The organism is Rhizorhabdus wittichii (assembly GCF_017607425.1).
Taxonomy (GTDB): Bacteria; Pseudomonadota; Alphaproteobacteria; order Sphingomonadales; family Sphingomonadaceae; genus Rhizorhabdus; species Rhizorhabdus wittichii.
Map to the genome: position 1 here is coordinate 4,228,680 of NZ_CP059319.1, position 15,082 is coordinate 4,243,761.

General features: G+C 73.6%; 16 protein-coding genes. 10 read left to right on the forward strand and 6 right to left on the reverse strand.

Annotated features, from left to right (window positions below; genetic code table 11):
- The first annotated feature begins 2 nt into the window (after nucleotides 1–2).
- Together HRJ34_RS20300 and HRJ34_RS20305 are read left to right on the forward strand one after the other, a co-directional pair.
- A complete protein-coding gene (locus HRJ34_RS20300; RefSeq protein ID WP_012048804.1) occupies nucleotides 3–485 on the forward strand; it encodes a hypothetical protein in 483 nt (160 codons plus the stop codon).
- The gene (locus HRJ34_RS20305; protein ID WP_226948867.1) at nucleotides 485–937 is read left to right on the forward strand and encodes a hypothetical protein; all 453 of its coding nucleotides are present in this window, start codon (nucleotides 485–487) and stop codon (nucleotides 935–937) included. Before HRJ34_RS20300 ends, HRJ34_RS20305 begins: the two co-directional genes overlap by 1 nt.
- A gap of 145 nt (nucleotides 938–1,082) precedes the next feature.
- Here HRJ34_RS20305 and gspD read toward each other — a convergent pair whose 3' ends face one another.
- From gspD to gspG, 5 genes are read right to left on the reverse strand one after another with little or no spacing between them, the layout of a single operon-like run.
- A complete protein-coding gene (gspD, locus tag HRJ34_RS20310; protein WP_012048802.1) occupies nucleotides 1,083–3,131 on the reverse strand; it encodes a type II secretion system secretin GspD in 2,049 nt (682 codons plus the stop codon).
- An 11-nt stretch (nucleotides 3,132–3,142) separates the two neighbouring features.
- On the reverse strand, nucleotides 3,143–3,964 hold the full coding sequence (locus tag HRJ34_RS20315; RefSeq protein WP_208632235.1) for a type II secretion system protein N: 822 nt from the start codon (nucleotides 3,962–3,964) through the stop codon (nucleotides 3,143–3,145).
- On the reverse strand, nucleotides 3,961–4,362 hold the full coding sequence (gene gspI / locus HRJ34_RS20320) for a type II secretion system minor pseudopilin GspI (protein ID WP_208632236.1): 402 nt from the start codon (nucleotides 4,360–4,362) through the stop codon (nucleotides 3,961–3,963). Before gspI ends, HRJ34_RS20315 begins: the two co-directional genes overlap by 4 nt.
- Nucleotides 4,359–4,820 (reverse strand): GspH/FimT family pseudopilin, encoded by a 462-nt coding sequence (locus tag HRJ34_RS20325; RefSeq protein WP_208632237.1) that lies wholly within the window; start codon nucleotides 4,818–4,820, stop codon nucleotides 4,359–4,361. The genes gspI and HRJ34_RS20325 overlap by 4 nt, the downstream gene beginning before the upstream one ends.
- Nucleotides 4,820–5,305 carry a type II secretion system major pseudopilin GspG gene (gspG, locus tag HRJ34_RS20330; protein ID WP_029995614.1) on the reverse strand — a complete coding sequence of 162 codons (486 nt, stop codon included), beginning with the start codon at nucleotides 5,303–5,305 and terminating at the stop codon, nucleotides 4,820–4,822. The genes HRJ34_RS20325 and gspG overlap by 1 nt, the downstream gene beginning before the upstream one ends.
- Before the next feature lie 79 nt (nucleotides 5,306–5,384).
- Here gspG and gspL point away from each other — a divergent pair, with 79 nt between their 5' ends.
- From gspL to HRJ34_RS20350, 4 genes are all read left to right on the forward strand, one after another.
- A complete protein-coding gene (gene gspL, locus HRJ34_RS20335) occupies nucleotides 5,385–6,416 on the forward strand; it encodes a type II secretion system protein GspL (RefSeq protein WP_208632238.1) in 1,032 nt (343 codons plus the stop codon).
- Nucleotides 6,417–6,534: 118 nt separating this feature from the next.
- On the forward strand, nucleotides 6,535–7,041 hold the full coding sequence (locus HRJ34_RS20340) for a type II secretion system protein M (protein ID WP_208632239.1): 507 nt from the start codon (nucleotides 6,535–6,537) through the stop codon (nucleotides 7,039–7,041).
- Entirely contained in the window at nucleotides 7,038–8,498 is a 1,461-nt protein-coding gene (gene gspE / locus HRJ34_RS20345; protein ID WP_208632240.1) for a type II secretion system ATPase GspE, read from the forward strand. The genes HRJ34_RS20340 and gspE overlap by 4 nt, the downstream gene beginning before the upstream one ends.
- A complete protein-coding gene (locus HRJ34_RS20350; RefSeq protein ID WP_086400576.1) occupies nucleotides 8,498–9,718 on the forward strand; it encodes a type II secretion system F family protein in 1,221 nt (406 codons plus the stop codon). Before gspE ends, HRJ34_RS20350 begins: the two co-directional genes overlap by 1 nt.
- A 158-nt stretch (nucleotides 9,719–9,876) precedes the next feature.
- Here the strand turns inward: HRJ34_RS20350 and HRJ34_RS20355 are convergent, their stop codons facing one another.
- A complete protein-coding gene (locus HRJ34_RS20355; protein ID WP_208634436.1) occupies nucleotides 9,877–10,632 on the reverse strand; it encodes a hypothetical protein in 756 nt (251 codons plus the stop codon).
- Nucleotides 10,633–10,637: 5 nt separating this feature from the next.
- On the opposite strand from HRJ34_RS20355, the gene HRJ34_RS20360 reads away from it, so the two are divergent.
- From HRJ34_RS20360 to HRJ34_RS20375, 4 genes are all read left to right on the forward strand, one after another.
- Nucleotides 10,638–11,633 carry a penicillin-binding protein activator gene (locus tag HRJ34_RS20360; protein ID WP_226948868.1) on the forward strand — a complete coding sequence of 332 codons (996 nt, stop codon included), beginning with the start codon at nucleotides 10,638–10,640 and terminating at the stop codon, nucleotides 11,631–11,633.
- 68 nt (nucleotides 11,634–11,701) lie between these two features.
- The gene (locus HRJ34_RS20365) at nucleotides 11,702–12,277 is read left to right on the forward strand and encodes a prepilin-type N-terminal cleavage/methylation domain-containing protein (RefSeq protein WP_158305158.1); all 576 of its coding nucleotides are present in this window, start codon (nucleotides 11,702–11,704) and stop codon (nucleotides 12,275–12,277) included.
- Between the two features lie 155 nt (nucleotides 12,278–12,432).
- Nucleotides 12,433–13,272, forward strand: a complete 840-nt coding sequence (locus HRJ34_RS20370) for a type II secretion system minor pseudopilin (protein ID WP_208632242.1) — start codon at nucleotides 12,433–12,435, stop codon at nucleotides 13,270–13,272.
- 62 nt (nucleotides 13,273–13,334) lie between these two features.
- Nucleotides 13,335–14,990 carry a M28 family metallopeptidase gene (locus HRJ34_RS20375; RefSeq protein ID WP_208632243.1) on the forward strand — a complete coding sequence of 552 codons (1,656 nt, stop codon included), beginning with the start codon at nucleotides 13,335–13,337 and terminating at the stop codon, nucleotides 14,988–14,990.
- The last annotated feature ends 92 nt before the right edge of the window (nucleotides 14,991–15,082 follow it).

Consider the following 15,082-nt stretch of genomic DNA (forward strand, 5'->3'; position numbering starts at 1 on the left):
CGATGCGGTGGACCCTGGCGACCGGTCTTGGCGCCGGCCTCGGCCTGCTGCTCGCGGCGGGGCTCGCCTGGGCGGGGCTCGACGCGCTCGCCGCGGCGCGGGCGCGGCTCTGGACGGTCGAGGCGCGGGCCAGCGCCGGGGCGGTGCCCACGCGGCGGCTGCTCCCGGTCGAGGCGTCGCATGGGCAGGAGGACCGGCGGGCGGCGGAGGCGGCGCTGCTCGCGGCGATTCGCGGCGCGGCGGCCGATCGGCGCCTGCTGCTCGAACGGGTTGCGCCGGTGGCGGCCGACCGGGCGCTGCCGGCCGAACTCGCCGCCGACGTCACCGTCTCGGGGCCCGAGCCCGACGTGCTCGGTTTCGCGCGCGCGATCGAGACCGCGCGTCCCGCGATCCGATTCGCGCGCTGGCGGATCGGACGGACCGGGCCCGCCGAGACCGCGATCCGGCTCGACGCCCGGGCGATGGCCGTATGGGAGCCGCGCTGATGCGCCGCCCGCCCGCCGGATCGCTCTGGATCGCCGGCGCCGCGCTGGTCGCGCTCGCCGCGCCCGTGACGCTGCTGTGGCGCGCGCAGCCGCCGCTGCCCGACATTCCCGCGCGCGGCGACACCGTCCAGCCCGTGCCGGTCGCGGCGGCGGAGGAGGGGGCGGGGCGCCGCCTGTTCCTCGACCCGCTCGACCCCGCCAACGCTCCCGCCGCCGAGGACGCGCCCAGGCTGATCGGCATCGCCGGCCGCCTGCCCGACAAGGCGATCGCGATGGTCCGCGCCGCCGACGGCACCAGCAAGGTGCTGTCGCCCGGCGAGAGCTTCGACGGCTGGCGGCTCGAAAGCCTGTCGCCCGACGCGGCGCTGTTCAGCAGGGGCCGCCGGCGGGTACGGTCCTTCCTGCCGGCGGCCGAGCCGGAGGCGGCGACCGGGGAGGACGAGGGGCAGTAGGCCCGATCACAACTCACCCGTCATTCCCGCGAAAGCGGGAATCCACGGTTACGGAGCGCATCGGCTCCTGCGGGCCGCCGTCCATGGATTCCCGCTTTCGCGGGAATGACGACGGTGGGGCGGTGTATTTCCCCGGTTCCGGCCCTCAATAGACCCCGGAAATCTCGACCGGCAGGCGTCGGCCCGGCGGTTCGAGGAGGAGCGGCGGGCCCTTGCCGAGCATCGCCTCGTCATAGCGGGTGCGGGCATATTTGGCCTGGGTGACGCTGTTGGCGGCCTCGCGGTCACGCAGGATGGTCGGCTTCAGGAAGACGAACAGCGTTCGCTTCACATGGCTTTCCTTGCGCGATCGGAACAGCTCGCCCGCGATCGGGATGTCGCCGAGGATCGGCACCTGGCTGCGCGTCTGGGTGCGGTCGTCGCTGATCAGGCCGCCCAGCACGATCGTCTGGCCATCGTCGGCGAGCACCGAGGTCTGGATGCTGCGGCGGTTGGTGATCAGGTCGGCCGCGCCGGTCACGGCATTGGTCAGCGACGACACCTCCTGCGCGACCTCCAGCCGGACGACATTGCCCTGGTGGATGCGCGGCACGACGCGGAGGGTCAGGCCGACGTCCTGCCGCTCGATCGTCGTGAACGGGTTGATCGTGTTGCCGTCGGTCGAGAAGCTGCCGGTGCGGAACGGCACGTTCTGGCCGACGACGATCTCGGCCGGCTCATTGTCGAGCGTCGTCAGGCTCGGCGTCGACAGCAGGTTGGAACGGGTCGACTGGCCGATCGCCTGGAGCAGGATGCTGAAATTGTCGCCGAAGCGGATATTGGCCGATCCGCCGTTTGACAGCACCGCGCCCGCCGCCGGCGATCCGATCGCGGTCAGGATCGACTGGAGCGGCAGGCCGGGGCTGGTGAAGGAGGTCGCGCCGCCGCTGGCGCGGTTGATCGCCGCCGCGCCGATGCCGAGCTGGACGGCGAGCTGCTCGGCCTGGTCGCCGCTGATCTCGACGATCGCGGCCTCGATCAGCACCTGCGGGCGGCGCACGTCGAGCTGGGCGATCAGCGGCTCGACCTCGGCGATCGCCGCCGGGGTGCCGCGCAGCACGATCGCGTTGAGCTCGGGCGCGGGCTGGACGGTGAGGTCGGGGGTCGAGAAGCCTTTCGGCGTCGCGTCGCCGCCGCTGCCGCCCGCGCCGGGCGACGCCGCGTCCGCCAGACCGCCGCCGAGCGTCGCCGGGGTGGAACCGAGCGACAGGCCGGCCGCCTGGGCGCCGGCGTTGGATTGCTGGCGGGTGATCCGCGCCCGGCCGCCGGCGACCGCGCGGGCGGCGGGGTTGGTGACGGTCCCCTGCTCGCCGAGCACGCCTTGCAGCACCTCGGTCACCGATTCGGCGTCGCCATTGTTGAGGCGGATCATCCGGGTGATCGGCACGCCCGCGCCGGGCTTGTCGATGGTGTGGGCGAGGCGGCGGGCCTCGGACACCATCGCCGGCTCGCCGCGGACGAGGACGATGTTGCTGCGCTCGTCGGCGACGACGCGGGGGCCGCCGGTCGCGGTGCCGTCGCCCATCACCCCCTGGATCGCGGCGGCGACGTCCTTGGCGTTGGCGTAGCGCAGGGTGATGCTGTCGAACCGGCCGCCGCCGCCGCTGTCGAGCGCGCGGGCCAACGATTCGATGCGGCGGACATTCTCGGCATAGTCGGTGACGATGATCGCGTTGGGGCTGGCCATCGCCTCGATGCTGCCGAACTGCGCGACCAGCGGGCGGAAGACGCGCGCCGCCTGCTCGCCCGAGACATTCTGGAGCCGGACCATGCGGGTGGTGACGTCCTGCCCCGACAGCCGCCCGCCCGATCCCGCGTCGCGGATCGCCGAGGCCTGCGGGATGATCCGCCAGGACCGGCCCGACTTGACCGCCGCGAAGCCGTGGACGCGCAGCACCGACTGGAACAGGTCCCACACCCCGTCGACCGACAGCGGCTCGGCCGAGGTGACGTTGACCGTGCCCTTGACCGCCGGGTCGAGGATCAGGGTGCGGCCGGTGATGCGCGATATCTGCTCGGCGACGTCGGCGATGTCGACGGCGCGCATGTTGACGACCACGTCGGCGGCCTGGGACGCGCCCTGTGCCAGGATCGGCGTGCCGGCCATCGCGGCGGCGACCAGGGCGGAGAGGGCGGTGCGGGCGAACAGGGACACGATGGGCTTCCTCAACGGAGGGCGAAGGAGAAGGAGACGCGCTTGCCGCCGCGCAGCACGTCGATCTGGGCGGGGCCGCCGGCCATGACCTGGGCCATCAGCTGGCGGTCGGCGGTGACGGCGGTGGCGGGCAGGCCGTTGATCCGCTCGATCACGTCGCCGGGCAGCAGCCCGGCCTTGCGCGCGGCGGGCGAGGGATCGGCGCCGATGCGATAGGCGCCGCCGACCGGCGCCGCGCCAAGCCCGTCGAGCAGCGAGGCGGCGCTCGCGCCGTTGGGCGCGCCTGGTGGCGGCGTGATCGCCTGCATCGGCTGCGGCCCCGATCCGTCCGAAGGGCCGGTCGCGGGCACCGCACCGGGCGGCGGCGGCGGGGGCGGCGTGGTCGCCGACGCGGCCTCGCCGCCCAGCGACGGGCGCGGCAGGTCGAGCCGTTCGAGCCGCCCGTTGTTCCGCAGCAGCACCCGGTTGAAGGCGATCTCCTCGATCGTCGCGCCGCCGACCGACGCGCCGACCGCATAGGAGACGGGACGCCCGCCGGGCGGCGCGATCAGCGCGGTCGAGGCGGAGGGAGGATCGGCGAGGATCACGCCGCGCAGCTGGAGCGCGAGGCTGGTCGGCTGGGCCGAGGAGGCGTCGGGCCGCCCGAAGGGGGCGAGCGCCAGCGCCGGGGCGATGTCGGTCGCGGCCATAGGCGCGGCGCCCGTGGCCGGGGGCGGATCGGCAGGGCCGGCGCCGAACAGGTGCCAGGTCAGCCCGGCCAGCGCGACCGCGACCGAGGCGACGACGAGGCCGGTGAAGATATCCGCGGCGCGGGAGGCCTGGCGCGGGGTCATCGCGTCGTCGTGCCCCCCGTGGTCGTACCTCTGTCGCGGAAGCCGTCGAGGGTGACGAGCGGCGATGCCGGGTCGCGCGCGTCCGCCACGGCGACGCTCAGCTTGGCCATGTCGGGGTCGTCGGTCGCGCTTTCGCGCACCGCGACGGCCCAGCGCTGGCCGAGCATCTCGACCTGTGCCGGGCCGGCGGGCAGGCCGGGCACCGCCAGCTCGGCGAGCCGGTTCTGCGCGACGAGCTGGGCTGCGGCGCGGCGTTCGAGGCCGCGGATCGAATCGACATGCGCCTCGGCCGCGCGGACCAGGCCGGCGGCGGCGATGGCGAGCACGAGCAGCGCCACCAGCGCCTCGATCAGCGAGAAGCCCGCCTCGCCGGGGCGGCCGTGGGTGGCCGGGGTCATGCGGCCGGCACCGGGATCGGGCTGGCCGACAGCCCGTCATAGACGACCAGCCAGCGGTCCTTGCCGGACCGCAGGCCGATCGTCGCGGGGACGCCGGCGCCGTCGACGCCGAGCAGCAGCGGCGGGGTGCGGCGGCCCATGTCGAGCCGGATGCCGGCGGGCAGGCGGTGGCGGGCATGCGCCTCGTCCGCGCCCTCCTGCCAGCCGCGCCCGTCCCAGCCGGTGAAGGCATAGCCCTTCTCGTCCCAGCTCAGCGCGACCGGGCGGTCGGACACCATCGCCTCGTCGGCGACCGACTGGAGCCGGGTCGCGAGGCGGCGCGCCTCGGCCTCGACGCCGGGCGCGCGGGTGGCGGCGCCGATGCCGAGCACGGTCGCCCCCGCCGCGACCGCGATGATCGCGAGCACGGCGAGCATCTCGACCAGGGTCATCCCCGATTCGCCCCCCCGCGCCTGCATCAGGGCGCTTTGTCGCTCAGGTCGGCGTCGAGCCCTTCGCCGCCGGGCTTGCCGTCCTTGCCCAGGCTGACCAGGTCGAAGCCCGCGCCGCCGCTGCCGGGATTGCGATAGACATAGGGGCGGCCCCAGGGGTCGACCGGCACCTGCGCCAGATAGCCCTCGGCCGACCAGTTGCGCGGCTCGGGCGCGGTGGCCGGCTTCCTCGACAGCGCCGCCAGCCCCTGCTCGGTGGTCGGATAGTCGCCATTGTCGAGGCGGTACATCTTCAGCGCGGCGGAGATGGTGCGCAGATCGGTCTTGGCGACCGTCACGCGCGCTTCATCGGGACGGCCGATGACGTTGGGGACGATCAGCGCCGCGACCAGCGCGATGATCGCCAGCACGACGATCATCTCGATCAGGGTCAGGCCGGCCTCGCGATCCGAAGGGGCGCGCCGGCCGTCATGTTCGGGCTCGTCATGAAAATGTTGCGAAACTATGATCATGGCGGCGCTATGAGATATATCCATGAAACTGATGTTACAGTCGCCTAGCATAGCGCCGATCGCCGCGCGGCTAAAAAATATGCTCGGCCCCCGGGCGGAAGCGGGCGTCTGGCGGCTCGACGCGGGCGTGGTGAAGGCCGTTGCCGGGGTCGCCGCGCGGCCCGTCCTGCTGGTACCGGGCGAACATGTCCTGACGATGTCGGTCGCGTTGCCGCTGCCGTCGCACGCGCGCCGGCTCGCGGCGCTGCCCTTCGCGATCGAGGACCGCATCGCCGACCGCCCCGACGTGCCGCACCTCGCGCTCGGCGCGCAGCAGGCCGGCGGCGGCTGGCTCGCCGGAGCGGTCGATCGCGACCTGATGGCGACCTGGGTCGCGCACGTCGCGGAGGCCGGGATCGCCGACGCCGCGATCATGCCCGACGCGCTGGCGCTGCCGGTGCCCGAGGCCGGCCGCTGGAACGTCCGGCGCGAGGCCGACGGCCGCATCCTCGTCCGTACCCCCGACGGCGCCGGCTTCGCGGCGCGCGAGGCGCTGTTCGTCGCGCTGTGGACGGCGGCGGGCAAGCCGGCCTGCGACGAGGTCGAGGAGGGCGGGGAGGCGCTGCCGATCGCGCTCGACCTGCGCCAGGGCGATTATGCGCGCCCGCGCCAGGGCCTGTCGCGGACCGGCCGCCGCGTCGCGATCGTCGCCGTTGCCGGACTGGTCGCGCATGGCGCGATCGCCGCCGCCGACACCGTCGCGCTCCGGTCGGTCGCGGCGAAGCGCGGGGCGGAGCTGGCCCAGCTTCTCGCCACCGCCGCGCCCGGCCGCTATGCGGGCGCCGACCCGCGCGAGGCTGCCCTGGTCGCGGCCGAGCTGCTGCCGGCGGGCGGCAACGCCCCGCCCGGAACGCTGCTGCCGCTGCTCAGCCGCACCTCCTCGGCGCTGGCGCCGTTCGGCGGCGCGGTGACGATCCGGTCGATGCAGTTCGACGAGGCGGGCCGCAGCCTGCGCCTCGACGTCGAGCTCGCCGACCCCGCCGCGCGCGGCAATATCGTCAACGCGCTGCGCTCGGCGGGCCTCACCGGCCGCTTCGACGGGGCGAGCCTGGTCGTCGGAGGCGCGGCATGATCGATCGATCGTCATCCTGGCGAAAGCCAGGATCTCCCTTCTTCCTGGTCATCGCTGCCGGCGGGAAAGGCAGTGAGATCCCGGCTTTCGCCGGGATGACGGACGGGGGGCTCGCCGCATGAAACAGCTCGATTTCGCCGCCCTCTTCCCGACCTTCGAGCCCGCGCGGCAGAAGGCGATCGGGCTGTGGCAGGCGCGCAGCCGGCGCGAGCAATGGCTGCTCGGCGGGCTCGCCGCGATGGTCGCGCTCTACGTCCTGGTGGCGATGGTGATCCTGCCGGTCCAGCGCGCCCGCGCCCAGGCGCTGTCCGACATCCGCACCTATGAAAGCCTGAGCGCGCGGCTGCGCAGCGCCGGTCCGCTCGGCCAGGCGCCCGCCCAGCCGCAGGCCGGCGGCAGTCCCGCCGCGATCCTGTCGGCCAGCGCGGCGCGCTTCGGGATGGTGCCGGTGGTCAATGAGGGCGGCGAGGGCATTCGCGTGACCGTCGCCGACGCGCCCTATGAATCGCTGCTCCGCTGGATCGCCGAGGTCGAGCAGACCAGCCGGTTGCGGGTGGTCCGCCTGCGGCTCGATCGCCGCCCGTCGAGCGGCTTCGTCTCCGCCGAACTGATGGTGCGCGCATGACCGAGGCGCTTCCCTACGGCTTCGCCCGCCGCCACGGCGTCCTCGTCCAGCCCGCGGGAGACGGCGGCGCGCGCTGCCTGTTCCGCGCCGGCGCCAGCCCCGAGGCGATGCTCGAGGTGCAGCGCCGCTTCGGCGCCGGCCTCGCCTTCGAGCCGGTGGCCGAGGAGGCGTTCGAGAGCGCCGTCGCCGCCGCCTATCGCGACAGCGCGGGCGGGACGATGGACCTCGCCGGCACCGACGACTTGGCGACGCTGGCGGACAGCGCGGCGGCGGTCGACGACCTGCTCGACAGCCGCGACGACAGCCCGGTGATCCGTCTGATCAACGCGCTGCTGCTCCAGGCGGTGCGCGACGGCGCGTCGGACATCCATGTCGAGACGCAGGAGAAAAGGCTGATCGTCCGCTTCCGCATCGACGGCGTGCTGCGCGACGTGGTCGAACCGAAGCGCGCGCTGGCGCCGCTGCTGGTCAGCCGCATCAAGGTGATGGCGCGGCTCGACATCGCCGAGAAGCGGGTGCCGCAGGACGGCCGCGTCACCCTGCGGGTCGGCGGCTACGACATCGACGTGCGCGTCTCGACCATCCCGACCCAGCATGGCGAGCGGGTGGTGATGCGCCTGCTCGATCGCGGCTCGACCGGGCTCGACACCGCCGCGCTCGGCCTGTCGGAGCGCGACCGCGACGTCTTCCTTGGCCTGCTCGACCGGCCGCACGGCATATTGCTCGTCACCGGCCCGACCGGATCGGGCAAGACGACGACGCTCTACACCGCGCTCACCCACTTGAACGACCGCAAGCGCAACATCATGACGGTCGAGGACCCGATCGAATATGAGCTGGCCGGGGTCGCCCAGACCCAGGTCAACGCCCGGACGGGAATGACCTTCGCGCGTGGCCTGCGCGCCATCCTGCGCCAGGACCCCGACGTGATCATGGTCGGCGAGATTCGCGACCAGGAGACCGCCGAGGTCGCGGTGCGATCGTCGATGACCGGCCATTTCGTGCTGTCGACGCTGCACACCAACAGCGCGATCGGGTCGATCACCCGGCTGATCGACATGGGGGTGGAGCGCTACCTGCTCGCGCCGATGGTGGTCGGGCTGATCGCCCAGCGGCTGGTGCGGCGGCTGTGCGAGCATTGCCGCTGGCAGGACCGCGCGACCGAGGCCGATTCGGCGCTGCTCGGCCGCGCGATCAAGCCCGGCAAGAAGATCTGGCGCGCGCAGGGCTGCGAACATTGCCATGGCGAGGGCTATAAGGGCCGGATGGCGTTGTACGAGGTGGTCGCCGCCGACGACGAGCTGCGCCGCCTGATCCACGACGGCGCGTCGGAGGCGGAGCTGACCGCCGCCGCGCGCAAGGCCGGGCCGAGCCTGCTCGACGACGGCATCGCCAAGCTGCGCGCCGGCCTCACCACGATCGAGGAAGTCGCCCGCGTCGTCCAGGACGAGGGCTGATGCCGGCCTTCGCCTATCGCGCGGTCGACATACGGGGCGCCGCGAAGCAGGGGGTGATCGAGGCGTCGAGCCCCGCCGCCGCGCGCCAGCTGCTTCGCGACCGCGAGCTGCTGCCGACCGCGGTCGAGGCGGCGACGGCGGGCGGCGCCGCGCCCGGCATCGGCGCGCGGCTGTTCCGCCGCAGGGTCGGCGCCCGCGCGCTCGCCACCGTCACCCGCCAGATCGCGACGCTGGTGACGAGCGAGGTCAATATCGAGCAGGCGCTCAAGCTCGTCGCCGAGCAGGCCGAGGGCGCTGCGCTCCGCTCGCTGCTGCTCGACGTGCGCGGCGCGATCCTCGACGGCTACAGCTTCGCCGCCGCGCTGCGCCTGCACCCGGCGACCTTTCCGGAATTCTACACCGCCTCGGTCGCGGCGGGCGAGCAGGCGGGGCGGCTGGCGCAGGTGCTCGCCCATCTCGCCGACTTCGTCGAGAACCGGCAGCGCAACCAGCAGAAGATCCAACTCGCCCTGCTCTATCCGGCGCTGCTCGCGGTCGTCTCGTTCGGGATGATGGCGCTGCTGATGGTCTATGTCGTGCCCGACATCGTCCGCGTCTTCATCTCGCGCGGGGCGGAGCTGCCCTTCCTCACCCGCGCGCTGATCGCGATCTCGGGCGGCTTGCAGAAATATGGGCTGGCGATGGCGATCGCGCTGCTCGCCGCGATCCTGATCGGCGGGCGCTGGCTGCGCGTGCCGGCCAACCGGTTGCGCTTCGACCGGCGGATCGCCACGACCTGGCCGGTCGCGCGATTCAGCCGCCAGTACAACGCCGCGCGCTTCGCGGCGAGCCTCGCCACCCTCGTCCAGAGCGCTGTGCCGCTGGTCGACGCCCTCAACGCCGCCGCCGCCGTCACCCCCAACCGCCATGTCCGCGAGGCGGCGATCGGCGTCGCGACGCGGGTGCGCGAGGGGGCGAGCCTGCAGGCGGCGATGGGCGAATCGGGCATCTTCCCGCCGATGCTGGTCGCGATCGTCGCCAGCGGCGAGAATGGCGGCCAGCTCGGCCCCGCCCTCGCCCGCGCCGCCGCCGAGCTGGAGCGCGAGATGGAGGCGATGGCGGCGCTGCTCGTCTCGCTGGTCGAGCCGCTGGTGCTGCTGATGATGGGCGGGCTGGTGCTGCTGATGGTGCTGGCGATCCTGCTGCCGATCATCAACCTCAACAATATCGTGGGGATGTGAGGATGCGGCCGGCCCCAAATCCTCCCCGCGCGCAGCGGGGGGAGGGGGACCATCCGAAGGATGGTGGAGGGGTAGGCGCGCAGCGCCAGCTTCGCCGGCGCCCCCTCCACCGCCTGCGGCGGTCCCCCTCCCCATCTGCGATGGGGAGGATCTTGGCCTTAAAGCTCGGTCTCGATCTTCATGCCGCCGGGGGGCGACAGGAAGGGCATCGCCGCCGCGCCCTCGGCGGTGACGATCAGGCGCAGCTTGCCCTCCTCGGTCAGCCCGCCGACGATGAACGGACGCCGCCGCTCGCCGGCCGGCGCGAGGTTGATCACCGCCATGCCGGGCGTCTGCCGGACGTCGAAGGCCATCGCCGGCACCGCGACCGGCGCACCGCCGAACGGGCCGCAGTTGCCCGGCTCGCTCGCTATCCGGCCGTCGGCGCCCTGCTTGCCGCCGCCGATCGCGACGCGCGCGAGATCGACCCGCATCGACAGGTCGCAGGCGAAGCTCGGCCGTGCGATCGCGGCGATCAGGCCGAAGCCGGCGCGGCCCTTCGCATCCTCGAGCAGCATGGAGCCGGGGCGCAGCAGCGCGCGGGCGGTGAGCGCGGTCTGCGGTCCGCTCACGGTGACGTCGGCGGCGAAGCCGATCCCGGTCAGGCTGGCGAGCGGCGACCAGCGCCATTCGGCGCGACTGCCGCCATCGACCGGGGCGGCGCCATGCCATATCGTGCCGGTCGCGCCCGGCAGCGGCGCGACGATCCGCGCCGGGATCGTCGCCAGCAGGGTCGACAGATAGACGCCCAGGCCGATGCCGCCGATGGCGAGCGCGCGGCGGTCGAGGCGGCGACGGACGGGAGCGTCATATGAATCGGGATAGGCGTCGATTGCTGCGGCTGCTGCCGCCGGCACTGCTTCTGGGGTCGGCATCGTCCTTGCTGTCTCCGCTCGTCGCCGCGCCGGCCCGCTCGGGGAAGCGGCCGCGCGTCGCGCTGCTGCTGCCGCTGTCGGGGCCGTCGGCCACGGTCGGGCTTAGCATGCAGCGCGCGGCCGCGCTCGCCCAATCGCCGGGCGGAAAGGCCGACGAGACGATGGTGCTCGACACCGGCGGGACCGCCGCCGGCGCGGTCGAGGCGGTGCGGCAGGCGCTCAAGCGCGACGCCCGCGCGCTGGTCGGCCCGCTGTTCGCAGAGGAGAGCCGGGCGGCGGCCGGAGCTGCGGGCCAGGTGCCGGTGCTGAGCTTCAGCAACGACGAGGATTTGATCGGCAGCGGCGCCTTCCTGCTCGGCATCACCGCCGGGCAGAGCGTGACCGCGATCCTGCGCTATGCGCGCGGGCGCGGGGTGCGCCGGGTCGCGGTGTTCGGCGGGACGTCGCGCTGGGCGGCGCAGGGCAATGCGGCGGCCGAACGGCTGCGCGGCGCCGCCGGGCTCGACGTGTCGATGCTGCCGACCGACACGGCGGCGGCCGACCTGCCCGCCGCGCTGCGCCGGCAGGGCGAGCTGCCCGACGCCCTGCTCGTCACCGAGGGCGGCGACGCGCTGCGCCAGGCCGCCCGCGCACTGGCGGGCAGCGGCATCCAGCTGCTCGGCACCCAGCAGGCGATGGACCTGCCGCCACAGGACGTGGCGGGGGCGTGGCTGTCGGCGCCCGATCCCAATGCGCTCGCGGACTTCTCCGGTCGCTACCAGAAGGCCGGGGCGACCGGGCCGGGGCTGATCGCGGCGCTCGCCTATGACGCGATGACGATCGTCGAGGCGCTGCGCGCCAACGGCGTGGTCGACCGGTCGGCGCTGCTGTCGGTGCCGCAGTTCAACATCGTCACCGGCCCGCTCCGCTTCGCCGCCGACGGCAGCGCCGCCCGCGCGCTCGCGGTGCTGGTGGCGGGTCCCGACGGCTATGGGGTGGCGGACAAGAGCGGATCGCTGTGACCCCTTTCCCGTCATTCCCGCGAAAGCGGGAATCCATGGACGGCGGCCCGCAGGAGATCGGGTGTCCCGTGACCGTGGATTCCCGCTTTCGCGGGAATGACGAAGAGGGACGTGAAGCCGGCTTCACCCTGATCGAGCTGATGATCTCGCTCGCGCTGTTCGGGTTGATCGCGCTCGCGGGACTGGCGCTGGTCGACAGCCTGATGGGTATCCGCGACCGCACCGAGGGCCGGCTCGACCGGCTCGCCGAGGTGCAACGGGCGATGTACGTGATCGACAACGACCTGACCCAGATCAGTCCCGGCCCGCTCCAGGGCGACGCCGCGACCGTGCGCTTCAGCCGCCCGCTGGCGGCGGCGGGCGGGCTGCCGGTGCGGATCGACTATCAGCTTGGCGCCGGCACGCTGCTGCGCGGGGTGCGCGGGCGCGGCCTGCCGCAGGGGGCGCAGCGCATGCTCCAGGGCGTCGCGGCGGTGCGCTGGAGCTATTACCGGCCGGGCGAGGGCTGGGTCGACCGCTGGCCGCCGGCGCCCGAGCTGGCCAACCAATGGCCCGCCGCCGTCGCCGCCGACATCGCGCTGGCGCCGGGCGGCACGGTCGGCGGATCGCTGCGGCGGGTCGTGCCGTTGCCGGTCCATCCGTGAGGGGGCGGTCCGATGATCCCCTTCCCGCTTGCGGGAGGGGCAAGGGGTGGGCGCGCGGCCCGATAGGGACGCGCTCCGGACCGCGCGTCGGGAGGCCCACCCCCGGCCCCTCCCGCAAGCGGGAGGGGAGGACAGTCGGCCGCGGCGAGGAGGGGATGATCCTCGTCAACGTGCTGCTGTTCGTCGCGATCGCGAGCGGCCTGTTGCTGCTGATGATCTCGGCCGAGGACAGCGGCCTCGAACGCGGCCTCAGGATGCGCGAGGCGGCGCGGGCGCAGGCGATCGCGCGCGGCGGCGAGGTGTCGGCGGTGGTGGCGCTCCGCCGCGACGCGCTGGTCGCGCCCGACACCGACAGTCGCGCCGAGCCCTGGGGCGCGCTCGCCGAATCGGGCGCGCCGATCGAGGGCGGCAGCTTCGACCTCGCCATCGCCGACGCGCAGGGGCGGTTCAACGTCAACGCGCTGATGCAGCCCGATCCGATCGCGGCGGCGACGCTCGGGCGGATCGCCGGCGCGGTCGGGATGACGCCCGAACAGTCGGCCCGGGCGGTCGCCGCGATCCGCGCCGCCGGGCCGCTGACCGACATCCGCCCGCTCGGCGCGCTCGGCCTCGCGCCGGGCCAGGTGGCGCGGCTGTCGGGGCTGCTGACCGCGCTCCCCTATGAGGGCAAGATCAACCTCAACGCCGCGAGCGAGGACCTGATCGGCATATTGACCGGCGACCCGATGGCGGCGCGGCGGATCGTCGCCCTGCGCGACCGGCAAGGCTATCTGACCGCCGCCGACCTCGCCTCGCTTGACGTGTCGATGCCGCAGGGGACGGGGCTCACCTCCAACCTCTTCTGGGTGCGCACCCGGGTGCGGATCGGCGACACCAGCCAGCAGGTCACCAGCCTGATCGCCCGCAAGGACGACGGCCAGGGCGGCAAGACCGCGGCGGTGGTCGGCCGCTGGACCGGCGCCTCCGCTCCGTTGCAGGCGCCGCCCCTCCCCTGATCCACTCATCAACAACTTCTGAGTTGATGACGGTGGAGGATGGGTCTCGTAAGAGTCCATCCATGAAGATTCTCCCCATCGCCGCCGCGCTCGCCGCGCTCACCGTCCAGCCCGCCGCCGCCAGGGTCGCGGCCGATCCCGCCCGCCTGACCGAGACCGTGAAGACCCTCGCCTCCGACCTGTTCGAGGGCCGCGCGCCCGGTACGGCGGGGGAGGAGCGGACGATCGGCTATCTCGTCGCGCGCTTCGAGGCGCTGGGGCTGGAGCCGGGCGGGCCCGGCGGGCAGTGGGTGCAGAAAGTGCCGCTGCTCCACACCCGGCTCGGCACGCCGAAGACGCTGGGTTTCCAGGGGCCGAAGGGCGCGATGCCGCTGGTGCCGGCGAAGGACGTCTATGTCTCGACCGTCCGGCCCGACGACGCCGCGCGGATCGCGAACGCGCCGGTTGTGTTCGTCGGCCATGGCGTCAAGGCGCCGGAGCGCGGCTGGGACGATTTCAAGGGCGCCGACCTCAAGGGCAAGGTCGTCATCTTCCTGGTCAACGATCCCGATTTCGCCGCCCAGCCGGGCGAGCCCGCGGCGGGCCGGTTCGGCGGCCGGACGATGACCTATTATGGCCGCTGGACCTACAAGTTCGAGGAGGCCGCGCGGCAGGGCGCGGTCGGCGCGCTGATCGTCCACGAGACGGCGGGCGCGGGCTATGGCTGGAACGTGGTGATCAGCGGCGGCGGCGAGAATTACGACATCGTCCGCAAGCCGGAGGAGCTGACCAGCGTCGCCCTGCAGGGCTGGCTGTCGGGCGAGGCCGCCGCCCGGCTGTTCGCCTCGGCCGGGCTCGACCTGGCGAAGCTGTCGGTGGCGGCGCGGTCGCCGAAATTCCGGCCGGTCGAATTGAAGGGCGTGACCTTCGCCGCCGACGTCCCCGTCGCGCACGAGACGGTGGCGAGCCGCAACGTGCTGGCGCGGCTGCCCGGCGCGAAGCGGCCCGACGAGGTGGTGATGCTCGGCGCGCACTGGGACGCCTATGGCGCGGGCAAGCCCGACGCGCAGGGCCGCATCTACCGCGCCGGCGCCAATGACGACGCGCTCGGCCTCGCCGGCCTGTTCGAGATCGCCCGCGCGATGAAGGCGGGCCCCGCGCCCGACCGCAGCGTCGTCTTCGCCGCCTGGACCGCCGAGGAGCGCGGCCTGCTCGGCTCCGAATATTATGCGGCCAACCCGGTCTATCCGGTCGAGACGACCGTCGCCAACCTCGCCATCGACATCCTCCAGACGGCGGGCCCGGCGAAGGACGTCGTGCTGGTCGGCAAGGGACAGGGCACGCTCGAGGACGATCTGGCGCGGGTCGCGGCGACGCAGGGGCGGACGGTGACGCCCGAAAGCCTGCCGGAGCGTGGCCTCTTCTACCGCGCCGACCATTTCTCGCTCGCCAAGCGCGGGGTGCCGGTGCTGCTGCTGATGGGGATCGCCGGGGCGTCTGACCTGAAGGACGGCGGCGTGAAGGCGGGGCAGGCGTGGATCGATGCCTATACCGGCCAATGCTATCACCAGGCCTGCGACGCCTGGAGCCCCGACTGGAATCTCGCCGGGGCGGTGGAGGACATCGACCTGCTCGGCACCATCGCCGAGGAGCTGGCGAACGGGTCGGCCTGGCCGCAATGGAAGCCGGGGTCGGAGTTCAAGGCGATCCGCGATCGGAGCGCGGCGGCGCGGCGATAAAAGCTTGTCCCGACTCGGCTTTTTCCGGGGCGTCGCCGAAATCGGTGCAACTATTGCGGTGCAGCATCGTTCTTGACCCGCGGCGGGGGCGT

What these genes read in the sequence shown, in the direction of transcription:
- HRJ34_RS20300 (WP_012048804.1), top strand. Translation starts at nt 3, where the DNA reads ATGCGGTGGACCCTGGCGACCGGTCTTGGCGCCGGCCTCGGCCTGCTG.
- HRJ34_RS20325 (WP_208632237.1), bottom strand. Translation starts at nt 4,820, where the DNA reads ATGCAGGCGCGGGGGGGCGAATCGGGGATGACCCTGGTCGAGATGCTC.
- HRJ34_RS20355 (WP_208634436.1), bottom strand. Translation starts at nt 10,632, where the DNA reads ATGCCGACCCCAGAAGCAGTGCCGGCGGCAGCAGCCGCAGCAATCGAC.
- HRJ34_RS20315 (WP_208632235.1), bottom strand. Translation starts at nt 3,964, where the DNA reads ATGACCCCGCGCCAGGCCTCCCGCGCCGCGGATATCTTCACCGGCCTC.
- gspL (WP_208632238.1), top strand. Translation starts at nt 5,385, where the DNA reads ATGCTCGGCCCCCGGGCGGAAGCGGGCGTCTGGCGGCTCGACGCGGGC.
- HRJ34_RS20305 (WP_226948867.1), top strand. Translation starts at nt 485, where the DNA reads ATGCGCCGCCCGCCCGCCGGATCGCTCTGGATCGCCGGCGCCGCGCTG.
- gspE (WP_208632240.1), top strand. Translation starts at nt 7,038, where the DNA reads ATGACCGAGGCGCTTCCCTACGGCTTCGCCCGCCGCCACGGCGTCCTC.
- gspI (WP_208632236.1), bottom strand. Translation starts at nt 4,362, where the DNA reads ATGACCCCGGCCACCCACGGCCGCCCCGGCGAGGCGGGCTTCTCGCTG.
- gspG (WP_029995614.1), bottom strand. Translation starts at nt 5,305, where the DNA reads ATGATCATAGTTTCGCAACATTTTCATGACGAGCCCGAACATGACGGC.
- HRJ34_RS20340 (WP_208632239.1), top strand. Translation starts at nt 6,535, where the DNA reads ATGAAACAGCTCGATTTCGCCGCCCTCTTCCCGACCTTCGAGCCCGCG.
- HRJ34_RS20375 (WP_208632243.1), top strand. Translation starts at nt 13,335, where the DNA reads ATGAAGATTCTCCCCATCGCCGCCGCGCTCGCCGCGCTCACCGTCCAG.
- HRJ34_RS20350 (WP_086400576.1), top strand. Translation starts at nt 8,498, where the DNA reads ATGCCGGCCTTCGCCTATCGCGCGGTCGACATACGGGGCGCCGCGAAG.
- HRJ34_RS20370 (WP_208632242.1), top strand. Translation starts at nt 12,433, where the DNA reads ATGATCCTCGTCAACGTGCTGCTGTTCGTCGCGATCGCGAGCGGCCTG.